Annotated in this window: 19 protein-coding genes and 1 other annotated feature (1 of these 20 cut by a window edge); of the genes, 18 read left to right on the top strand and 1 reads right to left on the bottom strand. The window is 40.0% G+C overall.

The features are described from left to right. The first annotated feature begins 137 nt into the window (after nucleotides 1-137). The 4 genes from EO116_RS02310 (at nucleotide 138) to EO116_RS02300 (ending at nucleotide 5,300) form a co-directional block, all read left to right on the top strand. A complete protein-coding gene (locus tag EO116_RS02310) occupies nucleotides 138-1,481 on the top strand; it encodes an MFS transporter (protein WP_127160466.1) in 1,344 nt (447 codons plus the stop codon). A gap of 376 nt (nucleotides 1,482-1,857) precedes the next feature. Then, the gene (purB, locus tag EO116_RS02305) at nucleotides 1,858-3,153 is read left to right on the top strand and encodes an adenylosuccinate lyase (protein WP_127160465.1); all 1,296 of its coding nucleotides are present in this window, start codon (nucleotides 1,858-1,860) and stop codon (nucleotides 3,151-3,153) included. A gap of 632 nt (nucleotides 3,154-3,785) precedes the next feature. After that, a complete protein-coding gene (locus tag EO116_RS08620; RefSeq protein ID WP_240629108.1) occupies nucleotides 3,786-4,049 on the top strand; it encodes a hypothetical protein in 264 nt (87 codons plus the stop codon). Between the two features lie 9 nt (nucleotides 4,050-4,058). Next, nucleotides 4,059-5,300 (top strand): ABC transporter substrate-binding protein, encoded by a 1,242-nt coding sequence (locus EO116_RS02300; protein WP_255416969.1) that lies wholly within the window; start codon nucleotides 4,059-4,061, stop codon nucleotides 5,298-5,300. A 195-nt stretch (nucleotides 5,301-5,495) separates the two neighbouring features. Here EO116_RS02300 and EO116_RS02295 read toward each other — a convergent pair whose 3' ends face one another. Further along, nucleotides 5,496-7,013, bottom strand: a complete 1,518-nt coding sequence (locus tag EO116_RS02295; RefSeq protein ID WP_127160464.1) for an ABC transporter substrate-binding protein — start codon at nucleotides 7,011-7,013, stop codon at nucleotides 5,496-5,498. A gap of 232 nt (nucleotides 7,014-7,245) precedes the next feature. Between EO116_RS02295 and EO116_RS02290 the strand changes: the two genes are divergently transcribed. The 14 genes from EO116_RS02290 to fic all read left to right on the top strand — a co-directional run bounded on the left by EO116_RS02290 (nucleotide 7,246) and on the right by fic (nucleotide 20,293). Beyond that, nucleotides 7,246-8,184 (top strand): ABC transporter permease, encoded by a 939-nt coding sequence (locus EO116_RS02290; RefSeq protein ID WP_062401117.1) that lies wholly within the window; start codon nucleotides 7,246-7,248, stop codon nucleotides 8,182-8,184. Then, complete coding sequence (locus tag EO116_RS02285; RefSeq protein ID WP_127160463.1) at nucleotides 8,181-8,990, top strand: ABC transporter permease; 810 nt, start codon at nucleotides 8,181-8,183, stop codon at nucleotides 8,988-8,990. Before EO116_RS02290 ends, EO116_RS02285 begins: the two co-directional genes overlap by 4 nt. 55 nt (nucleotides 8,991-9,045) lie before the next feature. Further along, nucleotides 9,046-9,816: an ABC transporter ATP-binding protein gene (locus EO116_RS02280; protein WP_127160462.1), complete on the top strand. Its 771-nt coding sequence runs from the start codon at nucleotides 9,046-9,048 to the stop codon at nucleotides 9,814-9,816. After that, nucleotides 9,816-10,562: an ATP-binding cassette domain-containing protein gene (locus EO116_RS02275; RefSeq protein ID WP_164726040.1), complete on the top strand. Its 747-nt coding sequence runs from the start codon at nucleotides 9,816-9,818 to the stop codon at nucleotides 10,560-10,562. The genes EO116_RS02280 and EO116_RS02275 overlap by 1 nt, the downstream gene beginning before the upstream one ends. A gap of 287 nt (nucleotides 10,563-10,849) precedes the next feature. Next, nucleotides 10,850-12,316 carry an energy-coupling factor ABC transporter ATP-binding protein gene (locus EO116_RS02270; protein ID WP_127160460.1) on the top strand — a complete coding sequence of 489 codons (1,467 nt, stop codon included), beginning with the start codon at nucleotides 10,850-10,852 and terminating at the stop codon, nucleotides 12,314-12,316. A 1-nt stretch (nucleotide 12,317) separates the two neighbouring features. Next, nucleotides 12,318-13,124, top strand: a complete 807-nt coding sequence (locus tag EO116_RS02265; protein ID WP_127160459.1) for an energy-coupling factor ABC transporter ATP-binding protein — start codon at nucleotides 12,318-12,320, stop codon at nucleotides 13,122-13,124. Between the two features lie 10 nt (nucleotides 13,125-13,134). Then, on the top strand, nucleotides 13,135-13,806 hold the full coding sequence (locus EO116_RS02260) for an energy-coupling factor transporter transmembrane protein EcfT (protein WP_127160458.1): 672 nt from the start codon (nucleotides 13,135-13,137) through the stop codon (nucleotides 13,804-13,806). A gap of 394 nt (nucleotides 13,807-14,200) precedes the next feature. Continuing rightward, entirely contained in the window at nucleotides 14,201-14,695 is a 495-nt protein-coding gene (locus tag EO116_RS02255) for a pyridoxamine 5'-phosphate oxidase family protein (RefSeq protein ID WP_127160457.1), read from the top strand. 107 nt (nucleotides 14,696-14,802) lie between these two features. Further along, nucleotides 14,803-15,429, top strand: coding sequence for a peptidylprolyl isomerase (locus EO116_RS02250; RefSeq protein ID WP_127160456.1), 627 nt, complete (start codon nucleotides 14,803-14,805; stop codon nucleotides 15,427-15,429). Nucleotide 15,430: 1 nt separating this feature from the next. Continuing rightward, a complete protein-coding gene (locus EO116_RS02245) occupies nucleotides 15,431-15,703 on the top strand; it encodes a GIY-YIG nuclease family protein (protein WP_127160455.1) in 273 nt (90 codons plus the stop codon). A 36-nt stretch (nucleotides 15,704-15,739) separates the two neighbouring features. Continuing rightward, nucleotides 15,740-16,198 carry a DUF1934 domain-containing protein gene (locus EO116_RS02240; protein ID WP_127160454.1) on the top strand — a complete coding sequence of 153 codons (459 nt, stop codon included), beginning with the start codon at nucleotides 15,740-15,742 and terminating at the stop codon, nucleotides 16,196-16,198. Beyond that, on the top strand, nucleotides 16,164-17,828 hold the full coding sequence (argS, locus tag EO116_RS02235; protein ID WP_127160453.1) for an arginine--tRNA ligase: 1,665 nt from the start codon (nucleotides 16,164-16,166) through the stop codon (nucleotides 17,826-17,828). The genes EO116_RS02240 and argS overlap by 35 nt, the downstream gene beginning before the upstream one ends. A 31-nt stretch (nucleotides 17,829-17,859) precedes the next feature. Then, nucleotides 17,860-19,470 carry a CTP synthase gene (locus EO116_RS02230; protein ID WP_009352983.1) on the top strand — a complete coding sequence of 537 codons (1,611 nt, stop codon included), beginning with the start codon at nucleotides 17,860-17,862 and terminating at the stop codon, nucleotides 19,468-19,470. Nucleotides 19,471-19,687: 217 nt separating this feature from the next. Then, a complete protein-coding gene (gene fic, locus EO116_RS02225; protein WP_127160452.1) occupies nucleotides 19,688-20,293 on the top strand; it encodes a protein adenylyltransferase Fic in 606 nt (201 codons plus the stop codon). Nucleotides 20,294-20,438: 145 nt separating this feature from the next. Further along, nucleotides 20,439-20,539: a binding site (T-box leader), on the top strand; it runs 100 nt beyond the window's last position.

Genomic DNA, 20,539 nt, shown 5'->3' with positions numbered 1-20,539 from the left:
AATGCGGATTTTCTTTTGCATTATCGTATTGTGTGGCGAGAAATGTTATTTCTACTGGGGAAACTCGAGGGGGAACTTTCAAAATCTCATTTGTATTGCTATAATGAGAGTACATTAAAACAAGGGGTGATATTTGCATGAAAGCTGTTTTATATACGATGATGCTGGCGGCGTTTTTGAATCCGTTTGCATCGAGTTCTCTCACGATGTCTTTTCCAGATATGATGCAAGAGTTTGGGGCTACTACGAATGATATGGCATGGGTGGTGGAATCGTTTTTACTATGCTGTACGGTAGCGGTAATTCCGGCTGGTAAGTTAGCGGATATTTATGGAAAGCGCAAGTTGTTTTATATAGGTAGTATTGTATTTACAATGATATCAGGTCTTATGTGCTTTGTTGGATCTGTAGAGATGTTGACGGTGTATCGAGCCTTGCAAGGAATTGCCTTAGGGGTTGTGTATACTACGTCTATGTCTATTTTGACTTTATCGGTACCATTAGAACGGCGCGGTTATGCATTCGGTATGATTGGAGGCATGGTGTATTTAGGATTATCTTTAGGCCCGGCCTTAGGTGGTTTTCTAAATTACTATTATGGATGGCGCAGTATTTTTGTATTTACTACTTTATTAGGTGTTGTGGCAAATGTGATGGCCTTTCGCTCGTTGCATAAGGAATGGGTACATACACCAGATAGTAGTATTTCTACGAGAAGTTTACTTTTATACACCTTGGGTATCAGTGCAGTGATGATTGGTATTACCGAATGGGTTCGCTTTTGGTGGAGCCCTTATGCTTTCATAGTGGGGATGGTGTCATTAGGTGTGTTGGGATATATAGAATGGCATAGTAAAGATCCGCTCATTCCAGTTAAGATATTTGTGTCGAATCTAGGATTTACTATGTCTAGCATAGCCGCGATGATGAACTTTAGTGCCACCTTTGGTGTAGGCTTTGTATTATCTTTGTTTTTACAGATGATTATGGGATTTGACTCACGTATGACAGGATTGATTTTGTGCATACAAACGGGAATTATGGTGTTCTTGGCACCTCGCATGGGCGCACTGTCTGACCGATATAATCCAGCAGTATTTGCTCGTTGGGGCATGGTGCTTATTGGCGTAGGGTTGCTTAGCATGGCCTATGGTACTTTCACTGAAAGTATGACCATCATTATGATTAGTTTAGGTGTCGTGGGAGTAGGTGTTAGCTGCTTTGCACCGCCAAATAATAACATGATTATGAGTTCTGTGCCGAAAGAGTACATTGGCTTTGCGTCGTCGACTATTTCTACTGTCCGCCTATTGGGACAAACTATGAGTATGGCACTCATAGGGGTTATATTGGCCTATACCATAGAAGGAATATCAGAGATAGATATGATGGAATACAACAGCACTGTTGCACTAGTTGTATTTGGCGTCATTTGCTTGATAGGGGCTATTCCGGCTGGTGTGCGCAATATGCGAAACTGAACTGTCAACTGTTAGTTGACAGTTCGTCTTGATGCTATAAAAATTTTGTTGCCCAATTAATATATTTCCTTAGAATAGTCGTATTGCTTCTAAAAACTTTCATGTAGATCAGTTTTTAGAAGTGATGTAGAGGTTCTTGTGATGCACTAGTCTGATATATTTAGAGAATTGAGAATGTGCTTTCTGTTGCTGAGTGGTTGTCAACTAATAGTTGACAACCACTTTATAATTGTTGAACGGTCAACTAATAGCTGACAGTTGCCCCTGATTTTTGTATAATGATAGAGTAATATGGAATACCCTAAGAGGTATGACTTTCACAATGGATGGTCAAAGGATTTCCATGAGGAAACGGATTAGATAAAGGAGTTATAGTATGATTAATCGCTACACTCGTGAAGAGATGGGACATATTTGGAGCGAACGCAATGAGTTCGATACGATGTTATTAGTTGAAATTTTGGCATCGGAAGCGCAGGCAGAATTGGGGATTATCCCAAAAGAAGCGGCCGTAGCGATTCGTGAGAAAGGGGACTTTCAAGTAGAACGGATTCGTGAGATTGAACGAGAAACGAATCATGACATCATCTCCTTTGTCACTGCCGTAGGCGAGTACGTAGGTCCAGAGTTTGCTAAATACATCCATCTTGGCTTAACGTCCACAGATGTAAAGGATACTGCATTAGGATACATGATGAAACAAGCTTGCGACTTGTTGTTAAAAGGCTTGCGTAATTTCCGTGACGTCTTGGCTCGTCGTGCGGTAGAGTTCAAATATACACCGATGATTGGCCGTACGCATGGTATTCATGGGGAACCTATTACATTTGGCGTGAAGCTAGTGAACTGGATGTCTGAAATTGACCGTGACATTGCTCGTTTAGAACAGGCTCGTCAATCCGTAGCAGTAGGCAAATTGTCTGGTGCTGTAGGAACATACTCTAATATCGATCCATTTGTGGAACAATATGTATGTGAAAAATTGGGTTTAGAACCAGTGAAAGTAGCTACACAGGTAGTATCTCGCGACCGTCATGCAGAATTGTTGTCTATGATTGCTGTTATCGGTGGTACCTTGGATCGTATTGCTTTGGAAATTCGTCATTTACAACGTACTGAAGTGCGTGAAGCGGAAGAGTATTTCAGCCCGAAACAAAAAGGTTCCTCTGCGATGCCACATAAACGCAATCCAATTACGTGTGAAAGAATTTGCGGTTTAGCTCGTATCTTACGTGGTCATGCACAAGCAGCCTTTGAAGACCAAGCTTTGTGGCATGAGCGCGATATTTCTCACAGCTCTGTAGAACGTGTGATTTTACCAGATGCAACGATTACATTGGATTACATGATTCATCTAGCTACACGTACGGTAGATAAATTGTTAGTATACCCAGAAAATATGATGAAAAACTTGAACTTAACAGGTGGTCTTGTATTTAGCCAAACGATTTTAACGCATTTGGTGGATAAAGGGGCTGTTCGTGATGAAGCCTATCGTTGGGTGCAACGTCATGCTATGGCTCGTTGGTTGGAAGGTAAAGACTTCGCTACAGGATTAAAATCTGATCCAGAGATTGCAAAATACCTAAGCGCAGAAGAAATTGATGCTTGCTTTGATCCAATACCATTGTTACGTCATGTAGATACCATTATGGCTCGCTTTGGATTATAATCTGCGATACCTTGTATTTTAAGCGTGGATAGTATATAATTAGGTTAGTAAATAAGGATTGATAACTCGAGCATGTTGTCAAACAAAAAAAGGACGGTTGCCGCCGTCCTTTTTCTTTCTATTTTCTATTTTTATAGATATCGATTAAAATGTATGCTACTACATGTATTACGATACCTTGCAAAATAGGGGGAAGAAAGGATCCCAAGTTTAAGGATTGATATACCTCGAACATGTCATCACCTCCTTTCTTATTAAAGAGGCAATTAAAGTATAGCATACTTTTAAGATAAACGTAATGAGGATATTTATCAAAAATAAAAAATCCGTGCTAAGAGCGCGGATTTTTTTTGTACTTTATATAACATCACAAATACATGTTAATACGATATAAAGGAATAAAACTAATAAAATGTTTTGAAAAATACCTGTAAACATATATAAATGAACACCCTATCAGCTATACTAGAAGAATAGTTATGCATTAATTTCATGATTGGAATATTTACAAATAGAGGTCATACCCTATATACTAGAAGGCAGAGTATATAGGAAAGGTGGATTGTATCACCGTTGTGTTATTACGTTAGCGATGCCTTACAAGATGGTAAGCACGTGTAAAAGGAGGAACTATGAAACGTTGGTTAGTACTAGCAATGACATTGGTTGTTGCCCTAGGCTTATTAGCTGGATGCGGTTCAGACACTAGTAAAAGTGGCAAGCATGCAGGCTTAGGTTTATTCTGGTTTGGTGAAACTTTGGATCCAACGCATGAATGGGATGCGTGGACATTGACTCGTATTGGTGCCGGTGAAACATTGGCGACAGTAGACAAAGATATGACATTCCAACCACAATTGGCAGATTCTTGGGAAAATGTAGACCCATTGACTTGAAAATTCCATATCCGTGAAAATGTAAAATTCCATAATGGCGTTGTGATGACTCCAGATATGGTGAAAGCATCCATCGAAAGAACGATTGCTAACAGCAAACGCTCTAAGGATGCCATCAAAATTGAAAGTATCACTGTAGATGGTCAAAACTTGATCTTCAAAACAATAGAGCCAAATGCACATTTATTGGCAGACTTAACAGAACCGGCTTTTGTTATCGTGGATGTGGCGGACACAAAAGATATGGAAAATGCACCAATCTTAACAGGTCCTTACAAAATCGTGAAACATACGAAACAAGAAGAAATTCAACTAGAACAACATAAAGAGTATTGGGGTGGCACACCTGGTTTAGATACGTTAACAGTTAAAAATATCGAAGACAACAGCAAACGTGCGATGGCATTACAATCTAAAGAAGTAGATATTATTCAAAAAGTAGATGGTGCTAACCGTGGCTTATTCGAAAATAAAGACTACAATTTGTTAGAAGTAGCGGGTGTTCGTACACACATGTTACAAATCAACATGAAAGAAGGTTCTCCATTAGCGAATACAATGGTGCGTGCAGCTATCTCTTATATGATCGACTATGAAGGATTGGCAAAAGCATTGGGTAATGGTGCTATTCCAGGGGGCGCTACATTCCCTCCAACAGCAAACTTAGGCTTCGATAGCTTACCAAACAAACAACATCTAGACTTAGCAAAAGCAGATGAATTGTTAAAACAAGCTGGTTACACAAAAGAGGGCGACGTATACACAAAAGATGGTCAACCATTGCAATTAACTATGGGTGTATGGGGTAAAGACACTGTATCCTATGAAAAAATCCAATCTGACTTAAAAGCTGCTGGTGTACAAGTAGAGTTAAAACGTGTACAAAGCGCTGACGATGTCTTAGGCGGTGCTACCGACAATTTAACTATGGGTGAAAATAACTGGTCTACCTTAACAAGTAATGACCCGTTCCGTTTCTTATCTGCTTTATTTGCAACAGGTACGAAAGCAAACCGTGGTGAGTACTCTAACCCTCGTGTAGATGCATTGTTGGACAAAATGACAAATACCTTTGATGCAGAAGAACGTCGTAACATTACAAAAGAAATCCAAAATATCTTAATTCAAGATAATGCGGCCTACTTCTTGTACTACCCAGTATCCTCTGTGGTAACAAGCAAACGCGTTCATAATGCACAAGCATTCCCAATCGATTATTATTTAATGACGAAGGACATTACCGTTGACTAAATAGCAAAGTAAATTGTATTCATGATGTCCTTTTGATGAGAAACGTAAAACTATAAAAAAAGAAACATAAGTGAGGCTACTTTGTTATACCTGAAATCAGTTATATATCATGTATCTCACTTATGTTTCTTTTTATTTTATTATAGTTATATTTTGTACAGTTCTTATTTAAAAGAAACTGAATGCAGTATACCTTTATTCTACAGAGGTGTCTTTTGTAATCACATAGTAGTCAATAGGGAATACTTTCACATTTTTTACTCGTTTTGTTGTTACTACAGTGGCACTTGGATAGTATAAGAAATAACCAGCGTTATCTTCTAGTAACACATTTTGAATATCCTTGACAATCGCTGTGCGTTCTTCTTCGTTAAATGTGGCTGCCATTTTATTAATTAACTCATCAACCTTCGGATTCGAATAGTCGCCACGATTGGATTTGGCACCACTTTTGAAAGCTAGGCTAAGGAACCAATATGGATCATTTGTGGACATTGTTACCCAGTTTGTTTCTCCCATATCAAAACCATTAGGAGCTAAAGTTAATAATTCATCAGGACCTTGTACACGTTTTAATTCGACTTCAACACCAGCTCGTTTTAAATCATCTTGAAGTTTTTCGTAAACGCTACTATCTTTACCAAAAAGAGCTAACACTAAATGTAATGGTTTGCCATCTTTCATGTAGGTATCACCTTGTTTTGTGTAACCAGCTTGTTTTAGTAATGCATCTGCTTTAGCTAAATCTTTATGTTGTTTATTTTTTAGTTCGTCAAAGCCTAGGTTAGCTGTTGGAGGGAATGGGGCACCTCCAGTAACGGCACCATTACCGATTACTTTTGCTAATGCATCATAGTCGATCATATTTGCGATAGCTGCTCGTACGGTTGGATTTGATAATACATTGCCTTTACGGACATTCAACTGTAGCATATATGTACGAACCCCTGCGGACTCAATGATGTTATAATCACCCTTTTCAAATAAACTTCGATTAGCACTATCTACCTTTTGGATCATATCTACATCTTTAGACTGTAGAGCCATAGCACGTTTATTATTATCTTCTAGATCTTTAACTGTTAAAGAATCTAAAGCAGGTGTTCCACCCCAGTATTCTTTGAACTGCGCCAACTGAATTTCTTCTTTTTTTGTATGTTTTACAATTTTGTAAGGACCAGTCAAAATTGGCGTATTATCCATATCTGTTGTACCTTGTACATCTACGATGACAAAAGCAGGCTCAGTTAAACTAGCTAGTAAATCAACATTTGGTTCTGTTGTTTTAATGATTAGGTTTTGACCATCTACTGTAATAGAGTCTATCTTTACAGCTTCTTTGGAACGCTTGCTTTCGGCGATTGTACGTTCAATAGATGCTTTTACCGCCGCAGGTGTCATCATAGAACCATTATGGAATTTTACGTTTTCGCGAATATGGAATTTCCATGTTAAAGGATCCACCACTTCCCAGGAATCGGCTAACTGAGGTTCGAATTTCATATCTGAACTTACCGTTGCCAACGTTTCACCGGCACCGATTCGTGTCAATGTCCACGCATCCCATTCATGTGTAGGGTTCAATGTTTCACCAAACCAATATAAACCAAGATTCAAATGCTTGCCATTTTTGCTTGATTCATCAGAACCACAGCCAGCAATTAAACCGATAGCAACAAACAGCGTCATTGCTAGTGCAACCCATTTTTTCATATATCCTCCTTATAAAAAAACTTAATAATAACTATATTATACTGTATTTTTCTATAAAAGACAATGATTCTCATAAAAGCGGATATATATTGGAAGTGTATAAGTTGCTAAATGCTTTTGCAATTATATATTTAATCAGATATGAGGAATAAAATAAAAATGTTATATTTACAAAGAGAGGCCCTATCCTATATACTTTAATAGAGAATGTATATAAGAAAGGTGGATTGATATGGTACGGGTATTATTATATAAATTGGCATCTATGGTAGGTGTATTATTGGCAGTCACATTGGGAACGTTTCTCTTAATGCAAATGTCTTCTGTAGATCCAGTGTCGGCACGGTTTTATCTGCAAGGTATGACACCAGATCCCACTATAGTGGAACAAATTCGACAAGAGTTAGGCCTTAATGATCCTTGGTATATACAATATGGTCGTTGGTTGTGGCAAATGTTACATGGAGACTTTGGGCAGTCTATCTTCCTGAATGTACCCGTTGTAGATTTGTTGCAAAGTGCTTTGCCAAGGACCTTATCCTTGGTGGCGGTTTCCATTGGTTTAGGCAGTATCCTATCGATAGGGTTAGGAGGACTGGCAGCGCATTATAAAGATACTTGGGTCGACTATGTGGTGCGTATAGTATCTTTTCTAGCATTGGCAGTACCAGCATTTTGGGTAGGATTGTTGTTATTATATGCGCTAGCTGTGAAGATTCCTATTTTCTCTGTGACAAATACGAAGGGGTTAAGTGCTTACGTGTTGCCGAGTATTACCTTGGCGATTTGGTTTTGTGGCTTATACATTCGTCGCGTTCGCAATGCAGTGGTGCAAGCGTATGCATCATTGCCGGTGATAGGAGCAAAAACGATGGGTATACGTACTGCATATATCTATCGTGATTACATCATTCCTCAAGTGCGCCTTGTGCTGTTATCCATGTTAGGGATTACGACCGGCGCTATGTTGGGCGGTTCTGCAGTGATTGAAACGGTATTTTCTGTCAAAGGGATGGGCCAACTCATGGTGCATGGTATTATTAGTCGTGATTATATTGTGATTCAAAGCTATATCGTATGGATTTCTCTAGTCTATGTGGTGGTCAATACATCGGTGGATATATGGATGTACTTACTTCATCCTGAAAGAAGATATGGAGGGCGCCCATGATTCGTATATGGAAACAAGATAAGCTACTCTTAGGGGCCATTTTACTGACTATACTTTGGATGGGACTCTTTCTATTTGGTTCTCAGTTAGCTCCCTTTGACCCTAATGAGACAAATTTAGGGGCTAGATTACAAGATATTAGTGCAACGCATTTATTAGGCACGGACCAATTGGGGCGTGATGTACTTTCACGGATATTATGGGGCGGACAAGATTCGTTGTTCATAGCCATATCCATCATTGCCATTAGTAGTATCATTGGCATTTGTATTGGTGGTTTGCTAAGTATGAGTCCTTGGTATATTGATGAATTGGGATCACGTTGCATCGATATGTTACTAGGGTTCCCTAGCATGATCGTGGCCATCGCCTGCATCGGTATATTGGGACCATCTGTAGAAAATATTATCATTTCACTGTGCCTAACTCGTTGGGCAGAATACGCAAAGATTACGCGGAACTTGGTGAATTTGGAAAAACAAGCACAATATGTGGTTGTAGCACGTATGTCTGGGGCGTCCTTGTGGCGCATTATCCGTCGCTACATGATTCCCAATCTTCGAGGGACTCTATTGTTGGTCATCATTCAACATATGGGGGACACGATTATTACGGTGGCAAGCTTTTCCTTGATCGGCATTGGCGTACAACCGCCTACACCAGAATGGGGTGCTATCTTGCTGAATGCTCGAGATTTCTTGCAAACAGCGCCTTGGCTGTTGATCTATCCAGGGTTAGCAATTTTTATCACTGTTGTGTTATTAAATTACATTAGTGATGCCTTACAAGATGGTAGGCATGTGTAAAGGGCGAAATAGTAGCCCCAATTTGATTCTTATGTAATGACAAAGGATAGTACCATTGACTAATACAGATTTAGTAAGCGTAGACAATTTATCCGTCTCTTACGATGGAGTAAAGGTCGTGAAAGAGGTATCTTTCACGTTAAAACAGAATGAAACCTTTGCCATCATTGGTGAAAGTGGGTCCGGAAAATCTACTGTAGCGAAAGCTCTCTTAGGTTTGTTAGAACAGGCAGACCTAACGGGAGCCATCCACTATGGGGGAGATAATTTGCTCACTTATGGACCTAAGGAATGGCAAGGTGTGCGTGGTGTGGATATAGCCATGATTTACCAAAATCCAGGTAATTATTTAAACCCATTCAAACGCATTGGAGAGCAGATGAAAGTAATCTTAGCCTCTCATGGAAAGGCCTATGATGAAGGCGATATTTTGAATCTGCTAGAGGCTGTTTCCTTACCACGAGGAAAGGCATTGCTTGAGTCCTATCCATTTCAACTGAGTGGGGGCATGCAACAGCGTGTGGCCATCGTTATGAGTTTACTCATACATCCACAACTACTTATTGCAGATGAACCGACTAGCGCTCTTGATGTATTGGTGCAACAGGATATTGTGAAAGTCCTAGAAGAGGTGCAACAGCGATTGCAGAATACGTTGCTGTTTATCACACACAATATTCAGATAGCCCGTAGATTGGCGGATCGCGTAGGCATTATGCATGAAGGAGTGTTAGTGGAAATCGGTAAGACCGAAGAGGTTTTATCGAATCCGCAACATGAATATACGAAACTACTTTTACAGTCCTTGCAGGAGGTGAAAGTATGATACTAGAAGTTCAGGGCGTCAGCAAACTATATACCCGCAAAGGGGAAACGGTGACAGCACTGCAAGATGTGAGTTTGTCCGTGCAAGAACGAGAGCGCATCGGAATTGCAGGTGGCAGTGGATCTGGTAAAAGTACCTTATTGCGATTGCTGTCCTTGCAAGAAGAGCCAACTTCAGGGAACCTTTCTTTGTTTGGAAAATCTATTTCCCAATGGAAAGGAAATGAGAGAGAGCTCTATCGTTCCTTGCAAGTGATGTTCCAAAACTCCTTTCACAGCATTAGCCCTCGCATGGCAGTAGGGGAATTTATGCTAGAACCTTGCGTGAATTTTGGGATAGGCACAAAACAAGAGGCGAAAGAGCGCTGTGAATGGTGGCTTTCAAAAGTGGGATTGGATACATCTGTGTGGAAGAAATACCGCCATGAATTGAGCGGAGGCCAGTTACAGCGATTGGTGTTAGCCCGCATGATGGCAGTCGGGGCTGAGCTTGTCTTATTTGATGAGCCGACGAGTGCCCTCGATGTGTGCAATCAAGCACGGGTCATCGAATTGATTCAAGATGTTTACGAAGAGCAACCGTTTACCTATGTGTTCGTCAGCCATGACCTAGGCGTTTTGCAAACTCTCACCGATCGTATTATTGTGATGAAAGAAGGTGCGATTGTAGAAACCTTGGCATCAAAAGATTTGGGATTGGCAACACATCCGTATACAAAACAATTATTGGCAGCTAGCCGTGGGTAAATGGCTGTATCCATGATATAACAAAGACCGCAACAGTTTCTTAGTAAAGAAGTTGTTGCGGTCTTTTGTCGTTTGTGCTGTAGATCTCATACTGGTATGAACAACACGTAGGCATCTTAATCGTATAGATGTAAATCTTGCATTAGCAATGCTATGAATCATAAAAATGATGTAAGGGTATCGGATATAAATGTTGTCTTAGCGATAGCATGAATCGTAAAAAAATAGTATAATTGTATTTTAGAATATACGATACAAGTGATATAGAAGATGATAGGGAGGAACGAATGAAAGAAATCAAAGATGTGTCGAAACTGACTTACACGCATGTACAAGGAGGTCAGTTTCGTTGGATAACGGTGAGTACCATCATGCTAGCATTGGGAACGATTTTACATGCTGTATCTCCAAGTGTGGCAGGGGTCACACCGAACTGGACCATAGCGACCTATTGCGTAGCTATCAATTTAACTCGCCCAACTCTTAGACAAAGTTTGGGGATTGGTTTGGTAGCGGCCTTGATTAATGTATTCACGTCAAAATCGGCATTGCCATATGGGAACCTGATTAGTGAGCCTTTGGGGGCTTTCACTTGCGCCGTGTTAGTGCATTATATTTCTAATCTGAAAATTGGTAGGCTAAATATAATGCCGATTTTAAGTGCTTTCATCAGTACTGTAGCATCTGGTGGAGCTTTTATTACTTGCTTATATCTCGTGTTAGGATTGCCTAGCAATGTGTATTGGAATGCTATGTGGCCATTGGTGTTGATGGTATCCCTTTGTAATGCGGTAGTGGCACCATTCTTGTACATTCCAGCACAAAAATTGTTAGCTCGTCAAACAGCAAAGGGTCAGCAATTGACAGATAGCAGTGACCACAGTGATTTACGTATTGTACCGTCTGTGAAAGCACCTATCGTCATCGACCATATGAGTTATCGCTATGGGAATCAAAGCGAGTATGCCGTGAAAGATATTAACTTAGTGGTGAACGAAGGCGATTTCCTTGTCATTACGGGACCAGCAGGCTGTGGTAAATCTACCATCTGCATGGCTATGGCAGGAGCTGTACCGAAGTTCTATGGTGGTACCATGGAAGGCATGGTATTCATCAATGGAAAAGCAGTGACGCAATTAGAAATTCCAGATGTAGCAGATGATATCGGTATCGTCCTAGCCGACTATGATACACAACTAGTGACCATGACGGTGGCAGAGGAAGTAGCCTTTGCCCTTGAAAATCGTGGTTATACAGCGGAGGCAATTCAAGAGCGTATAGTCATCGTGTTAGAACAAGTAGGCTTAACTGGATTAGAAGACCGCAATGTGTACAGCTTGTCTGGAGGACAACGTCAACGGTTGGCCATTGCCTCTGTATTAGCGGTCAACCCATCCATTTTAGTCTTAGATGAACCGACTAGTTCTTTAGATCCAGAAGGCACAGAAGAGTTATATCGCTTAGTAGGTTCCTTGAATCGTGACCATGGTATTACCGTTGTGGTTATTGACCACGATTTACACGCTGTCTTACCGTACGCAAATCGTATGGTATTAATCGATGGTGGGGAGCTAAAAATCGATAGTTCCGTAGAAGATGTGTTGTCCTACATGTATGATACCAATACTTATGTAGATGCATTACCATCCTTATTTGTAACCTATAAATCATTAGCAGCAAAAGGGATTGATTTAGATACACCATGGTTGTCGTTAACATCTGCTCAATCTAGTCTGATGAAAGGAGAACGCTAATATGTTAACAGTTGAAAATTTGCGCTTTTCCTATGTACCGGGACAAGTTATTATGAAAGATGTAACTTTCACAATTGGGAATGGTGAGTTCATCACATTAGGTGGTCGTAATGGTTGTGGGAAAACTACGGTAACCCGTTTATTAGTCGGTTTAGAAACGCCTGTAGAAGGTAAGATTTCTTACGACGGCCAAGATATTACGAATATGCCTACCTCTGAAAGAGGGCGTTTTATTGGCTATGTGTTCCAACAACCAGATCGTCAAATGTTCCGCCAAACGGTGGCAGAAGAGGTGGCATTTGGTCCTGAACAATTGGGATACGACAAAGCAACAGTAGACCGTATCGTACAAGATGCTTTAGAAAGAGTAGGTATTTCCCATTTAGCAGAATCCTATCCATTAGGTTTACGCCGTGGAGAAAAGCAGCGAGTAGCGATTGCCTCAGCCTTAGCGATGCAGTCTAAACTGTTGATTCTTGACGAACCTACTAGTGGACAAGATGGAACAGAAACAAAAGGCTTGTTGGCATTATTGCAAGAATTACAAGCCCAAGGTTTGACCATATTACTTATTACCCATGATATGGAAATTATGGCAGAATATTCTACACGAGTGATCATTATGGGATATGGCACAAAAGCTTTTGATGGTTCTCCTGAAGAACTATTTACAAATCGAGATGATTTATTAGAGCTAGGTTTGACGAAGCCACCGAGTGTGGTGCTTAGTGAAACGGTACCAGCCTTAGGGTATTGCAAATCTATGAAAGAATTTGAACTGCGCTATGCAGAGTATGTGAAAGGATAGGAGGAGACCGATGAAATTTGTACCATTAACAAAAATTTGGGCAACGATCTTCGTGTCCATCTTAGCCATTGCTATGAAAACTCCAGAATTATTGTTAGCTTTATTCGGTGTAGAAGTGCTGTTGATGCTTATCGGCGGTATTCTATTCCGTCAATGGAAACCCTTGTTGGCATTGATCGGATTTTCAGCATTCTTAGGAATTGTGCAGTACTTAGGTAGTTGGTCTGTAGACTCTGCTGTTGTAACAGCGTTGCGCATGTTGACGATGACTACCATCTTTATGATGCTCATTGTAACAACAAAAACACAAGATTTAACAGTGGCGCTCGTTCAACAATGTCGCATTCCCTATGCGTATGCCTTTATGTTTACAGCGGCGTTACGCTTTGTACCAGATTTTTTACGTGAAAGTAAAGCGGTGCAAGAAGCACAGGCCTGTCGAGGTATGTCGTTAGAAGGGAATTGGCTGACAAAGATAAAATCTTACATGACGGTCATTCAACCGTTGATGCTGAAATCATTGAGTCGTTCGGAGACGATGGCATTGTCCTTGGAACTTCGAGGTTTTGGGAATCAGCAACATACATTTATGCGGAAAGTGAGCTTGCAAGCAGTGGATTATGTGGCATTCTTCGTGATGCTGGCAGTTACCTATGCTGTCATTCAGTATATCATCTTCTAAGCGTCACTGGTGATGCTATGTAGCCTGTAGGTCGTCTCTTGTTTTGCTATGCAGCCTGTGGCGGTCTTAATAAGATAAAGGGAAGAGCACGGTATACCCCCTCTCAAACGGTATTTTATAATGTTTGTTCGGGGGCACACCGTGCTCTTCTTGCATTTGTGTGATTTGGTCAGTAAAGGAACGCCACAAGACTGCTACGCCTAACTGCGTTCCTCAAGGGGAATCGCAAACTTATGCTTTGCTTAGTTTGCTTCGAATGTATCGTATTTACTTTTGTTGAGCTAAGTTTTTAATAATAACTTTCAAAATTATTCTGTAAGTACTTGAAATGGACATGGCTGTTAGTGCTATAATAGAATGAGGTAAGTTCGTGCAGGGGTTGAAAGGAGAATTGATGGATTATAAAGTAGCAGCTTCTTTTTGGACAGAGAAGGATAAAACTGCAAGAAAGATGGACCCACGTGAATTGCATGTTGAGATTGTTGATTTTTTGAAAGCTCATCATACATGTGCTTTAGCGACGCATAGTGAAACGGGAGTTCGTTGCACTACATTATCGTATACTGTGCATGGTGGATACATTGATATTTTCTCTGAAGGTGGTGAGAAATTCTTTCACTTAGAAGAAGATAAAAACGTATCTCTTACGGTGTTCGATCCTTATGAGGGTCCAGGTACGGCGAAGAGTGTTCAGATTCAAGGTGTAGCAACGGTGCTAGGTCCTGATGATGAAGAGTATGCTAAGGTACTAACAGAAATTGGTATGGAAAAATTATTAGACCGTGATGATCCATTGTATTTGGTTCGTGTGAAATCGAATGAGATTGTTTACTTGAATGGTTCTTTGCGAGCACGTGGCTATTATATTCGTCAAGTCTTGGAGAGATAGGGTAGATTCTTTTTGCACATCTGCGTCAAGTATGATACAATAAGTAAAGACCGCCGTTAGAGGTTTCATCTAACGGTGGTTTTTATATTTAGAAATGGAGATAATTAATGAATATACAACGTATCTTACTGAGTGCGCTATTAGGAGCAACGTTAGTAGTGACGGCTGCTTGTGGTACTGACGCAGCTCAGCAAGCAAAATCTGAAGTAGGGAAAGAAGTGAAAGTAGAAATAAAAATGCCTAGCTTTGATGCGACACCAATTGCTGATGAATATGCTACGATTCATACGAATAAAGGTGATATCAAAGTGCGTCTATATGGTAGCAAGGCACCTATTACTGTAAAAAACTTTAAAAGTTTAATTGAGCAAGGATATTATAATAATCTAACCTTTCATCGTGTTATCGATGGATTCATGATCCAAGGTGGAGATAATAAAAAAGGTGGTCCAGGGTATACAATTCCTGATGAAGTGAGCAATGATTTACACTTTAATAAAATGGGAATCTTGGCGATGGCTAATGCAGGCCCTAATACAGGGAATGCTCAGTTCTTTATTACAGTGGCGCCAACCCCATGGTTAGATAACAAACACACCATCTTTGGAGTGGTTGTACAGGGTATGGATGTGGTAGAAGCGATCAGTCGTGTGCCTAGAGATAAACGGGATACTCCAAAAGAACCAGTAGTGATTCAGTCTATTGACTTAGCACCAATCCCAGCTGGTGAATAAGATGGAAGAAAAATTTTACACCTATATGGTACGCTGTGCAGATGGCTCTCTCTATACGGGATGGACTACGGATTTAGAAAAACGTATACGAGCCCATAATGGTGAAATTAAAGGGGGCGCCAAATATACACGAAGTCGAAGACCAGTCACTTTGGTATGGAGCACAGCTTTCAGTAGAAAGCAAGACGCTCAATCCATGGAACAGCAAGTAAAGCGCATGGAACGGTCCCAAAAAGATGCCCTCATTGCGGCAAGTTGTGATATAATGAAATGATACAGATAGTGCGTGAATACGAGAGGAGGAATGCTAATGAAACGAGTCATTGTGTCCGTGAAAAGTACGCAACGTGATGCGGATGGAGAAGATACGGTGGTGGAATTAGTATCCTCTGGTAAGTATTATGAAACAGCCTTGGCGAAACACATCATTTATGATGAAAGTGAAGTCACTGGTTTGGGGAATACAAAAACAACCATTAAAGCTTATAAGGATTCGGTGGTACTCCTAAGAACTGGTGAATTTTCTATGCGCCATGAGTATCAACTAGGGAAGACTAACATTGCAAGTTTGGAAACGTCATATGGGGCGGTAGAACTAGCTATGTTAACCCATGAATTAGACATAGATTTGAAAGATGGCAAGGGCCATATTTGTTTAGGATATGATATCTCTGTTGGTGGTGAGTGGCAATTTTACAACCAACTATATGTAGAGATTCGGGAGGATGTACATTATGGACATGAAAGAAGTTTTGAAGGCAGCCATTAAGGATGCTTTGCAGATAGCTTTGGAACAAGGAGAACTACCAGAAGGTACCTATCCAGAGGCACAGTTGGAAGTGCCTCCGCAGAAAGAATTTGGCGATTTTTCTACGAATATTGCTATGCAATCTGCACGGGTAGCGAAATCGAATCCAAGAGCGATCGCAGAAACAATTATTTCTCATATGAATTATGATTGGTTAACGCGTGCTGAAGTAGCAGGTGCTGGATTTATCAATTTCTTTTTAGCATCGGATGTGATTTACGATACTTTAAAAAATATATTAACAACAGGGGACACATATGGTAATGCACCACTTCGTGAAGAAGATACAGTGCAAATCGAGTATGTTAGTGCAAACCCAACAGGGTTGTTACATGTAGGACATGGTCGTGGTGCTGCCTATGGTAGTGCTTTGGTGAATTTGATGCGTGCAGCTGGTTTTAATGTGTTTGCTGAATATTACATCAATGATGCAGGTAAACAAATCGATAATTTAGCGGCTTCTGTGAATGCTCGTTATTTAGAATTATTAGATATGAAACATGAGTTCCCTGAGTCTGGCTATCGTGGTCAAGATGTCATCGATACAGCACAAGAATTGATTAACTGGAGAGGCGACTTCTTCGCAGTACTTCCAGAAGAAGAGCGTGTTCCGTTCTTTAAAGAATTTGCTTTAACAGAAAAATTAAATGGACTACGCAAAACATTACGTAATTTCCGCGTTGGGTTTGATCGTTGGTTCAGTGAACGTAGTTTGCATAAAAGTGGTGAAATTCGTACGTTGGTGAATCAGCTATTAGAATCTGGCGGAATGTATGAAAAAGATGGAGCCTACTGGTTGGCGTCTATGCAATATGGAGATGACAAAGATCGAGTGGTTATCCGTGACAATGGAGAACCAACATACTTAGCCGCAGATATTGCATACCACAAAGATAAATACGAACGTGGGTACAAACAATTAATTAACATTTGGGGTGCTGACCATCATGGGTATATTGCCCGTGTGAAAGCAGCCATGGAAGCACTTGGATTCAATCCAGATAAACTAGAAGTTCTATTATTACAAATGGTATTCTTATACCGTGATGGAGAGCTTGTAAAAATGTCCAAACGTACTGGTGAAACCATAACGTTGGACGAATTGATTGAAGACGTAGGGGTGGATGCAGCAAGATACTTCTTCTTGATGCGCTCCTTAGATAGTCAATTGGACTTCGATATCAACTTGGCATCCTCTAAATCTAACGACAATCCAGTGTACTATATCCAGTATGCACATGCTCGTATTCATAGTATTTTTGGGCAAGTAAAAGAAGCAGGTATTGCCTATGGTGACTGGGCAAATACATCTTTCACAGCATTGCAAAGTGAACAAGAAGTGGAATTGATTAAAAAATTAGCGGCTTATCCAGAAGAAGTTCAACTATCTGCTAATAATAAAGCGCCACATCGTATCGCTAAATACTTGTACGATGTAGCAAGTCTATTCCATTCCTTCTATAAACAAGGTCGTATCATGGGCGTTGAACCAGAATTGCAACAAGCTCGATTAGGCTTGATTACGGCAACAGCACATGTATTACAACATGGTCTTGGTATCTTAGGTATTTCTGCTCCTGAAAAAATGTAATCAGAAGCGCATAATTTATTAGGGAGGCATCATGTCAACAAAGTATATTTTCGTAACAGGTGGCGTCGTATCATCATTAGGTAAAGGCATTACTGCAGCATCCTTGGGACGTTTGTTGAAAAACCGTGGATATAAGGTGACAATTCAAAAATTTGATCCATATATTAATATTGACCCAGGTACAATGAGTCCCTATCAACATGGTGAAGTGTTCGTCACTGACGACGGTGCAGAAACTGACCTAGATTTAGGCCACTATGAACGTTTCATCGACATTAACTTAGGTAAAACATCCAATATTACAGCTGGTAAAGTGTATTGGTCTGTGATCAATAAAGAACGTAAAGGTGAATATCTTGGCTCTACTGTGCAAGTTATCCCTCACATTACGAATGAAATCAAAAATGCTGTGTTCCGTGTAGGTAAAGAAGACAATGCTGATGTGGTAATTACAGAAATCGGCGGTACTGTAGGTGATATTGAAAGCTTACCGTTCTTGGAAGCTATCCGCCAAGTGAAAAAAGAAGTGAACCGTGATGATGTGTTATATATCCACGTAACATTGGTACCATATATTAGTGCAGCTGGTGAGTTGAAAACAAAACCAACACAACATAGCGTAAAAGAACTTCGTGGCATCGGTATTCAACCAGATATCATTGTATGCCGTACGGAAAAAGAAATTTCCCGTGAAATGAAAGATAAATTGGCATTATTCTGTGACGTGGATCCAGATGCTATCGTGGAAAACCGCACTTGCAGCACAATCTATGAAGTGCCTTTGATGATGCAAGATGAAGGATTAGACAGCATTGTTGTACGCAAATTGAACCTAGAAGATCGTCCTGCAGATATGACAGAATGGAAAGAAATGGTTCATAAAATCTTACATCCTAAACAAGAAATTACCATCGCTCTTGTTGGTAAATACGTAGCATTACATGATGCGTATATTTCTGTAGCAGAAGCGTTGGGTCATGCAGGTATCGTAGAAGATACAAAAGTGAACATTAAATGGGTTGATTCTGAAGCGGTAGAAGCTGAAGGTACTGATTTAGCCGAAGTATATAAAGATGTAGATGGTATCTTAGTACCAGGCGGTTTTGGTTGCCGTGGTGTAGAAGGTAAAATTTCGACCATCCAATATGCTCGTGAGCACAAAGTGCCGTTCCTTGGCATTTGCTTGGGCATGCAAACATCTGTGATGGAATTTGCTCGTTCCGTTTTAGATATGAAAGGCGCTACTTCCACAGAATTTGATGAAAGTTGCCAGTTCCCTGTCATCGACTTAATGGATGACCAAGTAGATGTAGATGAAAAAGGCGGTACAATGCGTCTTGGCGTATATCCATGTAAAACAGTACCTGGTACAAAAGTACATGAAGCATACGGCGAAGACTTGATTTACGAGCGCCATCGTCATCGTTGGGAATTCAACAATGCCTATCGTCAACAATTGACAGATGCAGGCTTGATTATCTCTGGTACATCCCCTGATAATCGTCTAGTAGAATGCGTTGAAGTAGCTGATCATCCTTGGTTCGTAGGCGTACAATTCCACCCAGAATTGAAATCTCGTCCAAACAATGCACATCCATTGTTCAAAGGATTTGTGAAAGCGGCCATTGAGAATAAAAAATAAGACATAGTGAGTATGTAACATAGAAAGGACTGTAACAGAATACAATAGATTCTGGGTGCAGTCCTTTTGTATGAATTGATGACGATGATCTTGTAGAACTAATTATAAAATATGAATTGTTTGTAACACCAGTGACAACATATATCTTAGAAGATTTTTATAAAAATGATGAATGTTAGAGGCGTCTGTATATTTTGTGCTAGAAGGTGGTGATAGTATGGTATTGCAAAATAAGTTAGGAATCACTAACTCTGTAGAACTTGCTAGAGAGGAAGAGCGGATTAGTAAGAAGAAAGCTTTAGATCTGTTTGATACTACTGTACTAGAGAAGTATCCTGTAGGTTCTTTTGCGCAATTAGCTGCGATACACAGATATTTATTTGAAGGTATCTATGACTTTGCAGGAAAAGTTAGAACGGTAAACATGGCAAAAGGTAACTTCCGGTTTGCGCCTGTCATGTATTTACAGGTGGCCCTTGAAAGTATAGAGAACATGCCACAATCTACTTTTGATGAAATTATTGAAAAATATGTGGAGATGAACGTGGCACATCCTTTCAGAGAAGGCAATGGAAGAAGCGCTAGAATTTGGCTAGATCAAATATTGAAACAAGAACTACATCTTGTTGTAGATTGGAGCTTAGTTGACAAAGATGATTATTTGCTAGCCATGGAGCGAAGTCCTATTAAAGATACTGAAATCAAGCATCTCTTAAAAAAGGCTTTAACTGAAAGAATAAATGATAGAACAGTATATATGAAGGGAATCGACTATAGTTATTACTATGAAGGGTATACCGTGTATAAAACAGAAGAGTTGTAGGCTTTATCATTAATTATTTGAACAAATTAATGATTTATATTATATAACAGAATTTATTCGTATTGTGTATATACTTAAATAAAAAACACATTAGTCTATTGACAAGCGACTTAAAATGCTATAGAATAGTCTTCAGTTACATAAAGCAAATGCGATGAACAGGTATAAAGATATAGTTAGTTGCTTTCAGAGAGCTACTGGTTGGTGCGAAGTAGTAGAACGGTTATATTGAAACTCCCCTGTGAG

The sequence above is a fragment of the Veillonella sp. VA137 genome, assembly GCF_003992015.1.
Lineage (GTDB): Bacteria > Bacillota > Negativicutes > Veillonellales > Veillonellaceae > F0422.
This window is presented reverse-complemented; position numbering and strand designations above follow the sequence as displayed.

What these genes read in the sequence shown, in the direction of transcription:
- EO116_RS08620 (WP_240629108.1), top strand. Translation starts at nt 3,786, where the DNA reads ATGAAACGTTGGTTAGTACTAGCAATGACATTGGTTGTTGCCCTAGGC.
- EO116_RS02295 (WP_127160464.1), bottom strand. Translation starts at nt 7,013, where the DNA reads ATGAAAAAATGGGTTGCACTAGCAATGACGCTGTTTGTTGCTATCGGT.
- EO116_RS02230 (WP_009352983.1), top strand. Translation starts at nt 17,860, where the DNA reads ATGTCAACAAAGTATATTTTCGTAACAGGTGGCGTCGTATCATCATTA.
- EO116_RS02255 (WP_127160457.1), top strand. Translation starts at nt 14,201, where the DNA reads ATGGATTATAAAGTAGCAGCTTCTTTTTGGACAGAGAAGGATAAAACT.
- EO116_RS02245 (WP_127160455.1), top strand. Translation starts at nt 15,431, where the DNA reads ATGGAAGAAAAATTTTACACCTATATGGTACGCTGTGCAGATGGCTCT.
- EO116_RS02265 (WP_127160459.1), top strand. Translation starts at nt 12,318, where the DNA reads ATGTTAACAGTTGAAAATTTGCGCTTTTCCTATGTACCGGGACAAGTT.
- EO116_RS02260 (WP_127160458.1), top strand. Translation starts at nt 13,135, where the DNA reads ATGAAATTTGTACCATTAACAAAAATTTGGGCAACGATCTTCGTGTCC.
- EO116_RS02310 (WP_127160466.1), top strand. Translation starts at nt 138, where the DNA reads ATGAAAGCTGTTTTATATACGATGATGCTGGCGGCGTTTTTGAATCCG.
- argS (WP_127160453.1), top strand. Translation starts at nt 16,164, where the DNA reads ATGGACATGAAAGAAGTTTTGAAGGCAGCCATTAAGGATGCTTTGCAG.
- EO116_RS02290 (WP_062401117.1), top strand. Translation starts at nt 7,246, where the DNA reads ATGGTACGGGTATTATTATATAAATTGGCATCTATGGTAGGTGTATTA.
- EO116_RS02240 (WP_127160454.1), top strand. Translation starts at nt 15,740, where the DNA reads ATGAAACGAGTCATTGTGTCCGTGAAAAGTACGCAACGTGATGCGGAT.
- EO116_RS02270 (WP_127160460.1), top strand. Translation starts at nt 10,850, where the DNA reads ATGAAAGAAATCAAAGATGTGTCGAAACTGACTTACACGCATGTACAA.
- purB (WP_127160465.1), top strand. Translation starts at nt 1,858, where the DNA reads ATGATTAATCGCTACACTCGTGAAGAGATGGGACATATTTGGAGCGAA.
- EO116_RS02285 (WP_127160463.1), top strand. Translation starts at nt 8,181, where the DNA reads ATGATTCGTATATGGAAACAAGATAAGCTACTCTTAGGGGCCATTTTA.
- EO116_RS02250 (WP_127160456.1), top strand. Translation starts at nt 14,803, where the DNA reads ATGAATATACAACGTATCTTACTGAGTGCGCTATTAGGAGCAACGTTA.
- fic (WP_127160452.1), top strand. Translation starts at nt 19,688, where the DNA reads ATGGTATTGCAAAATAAGTTAGGAATCACTAACTCTGTAGAACTTGCT.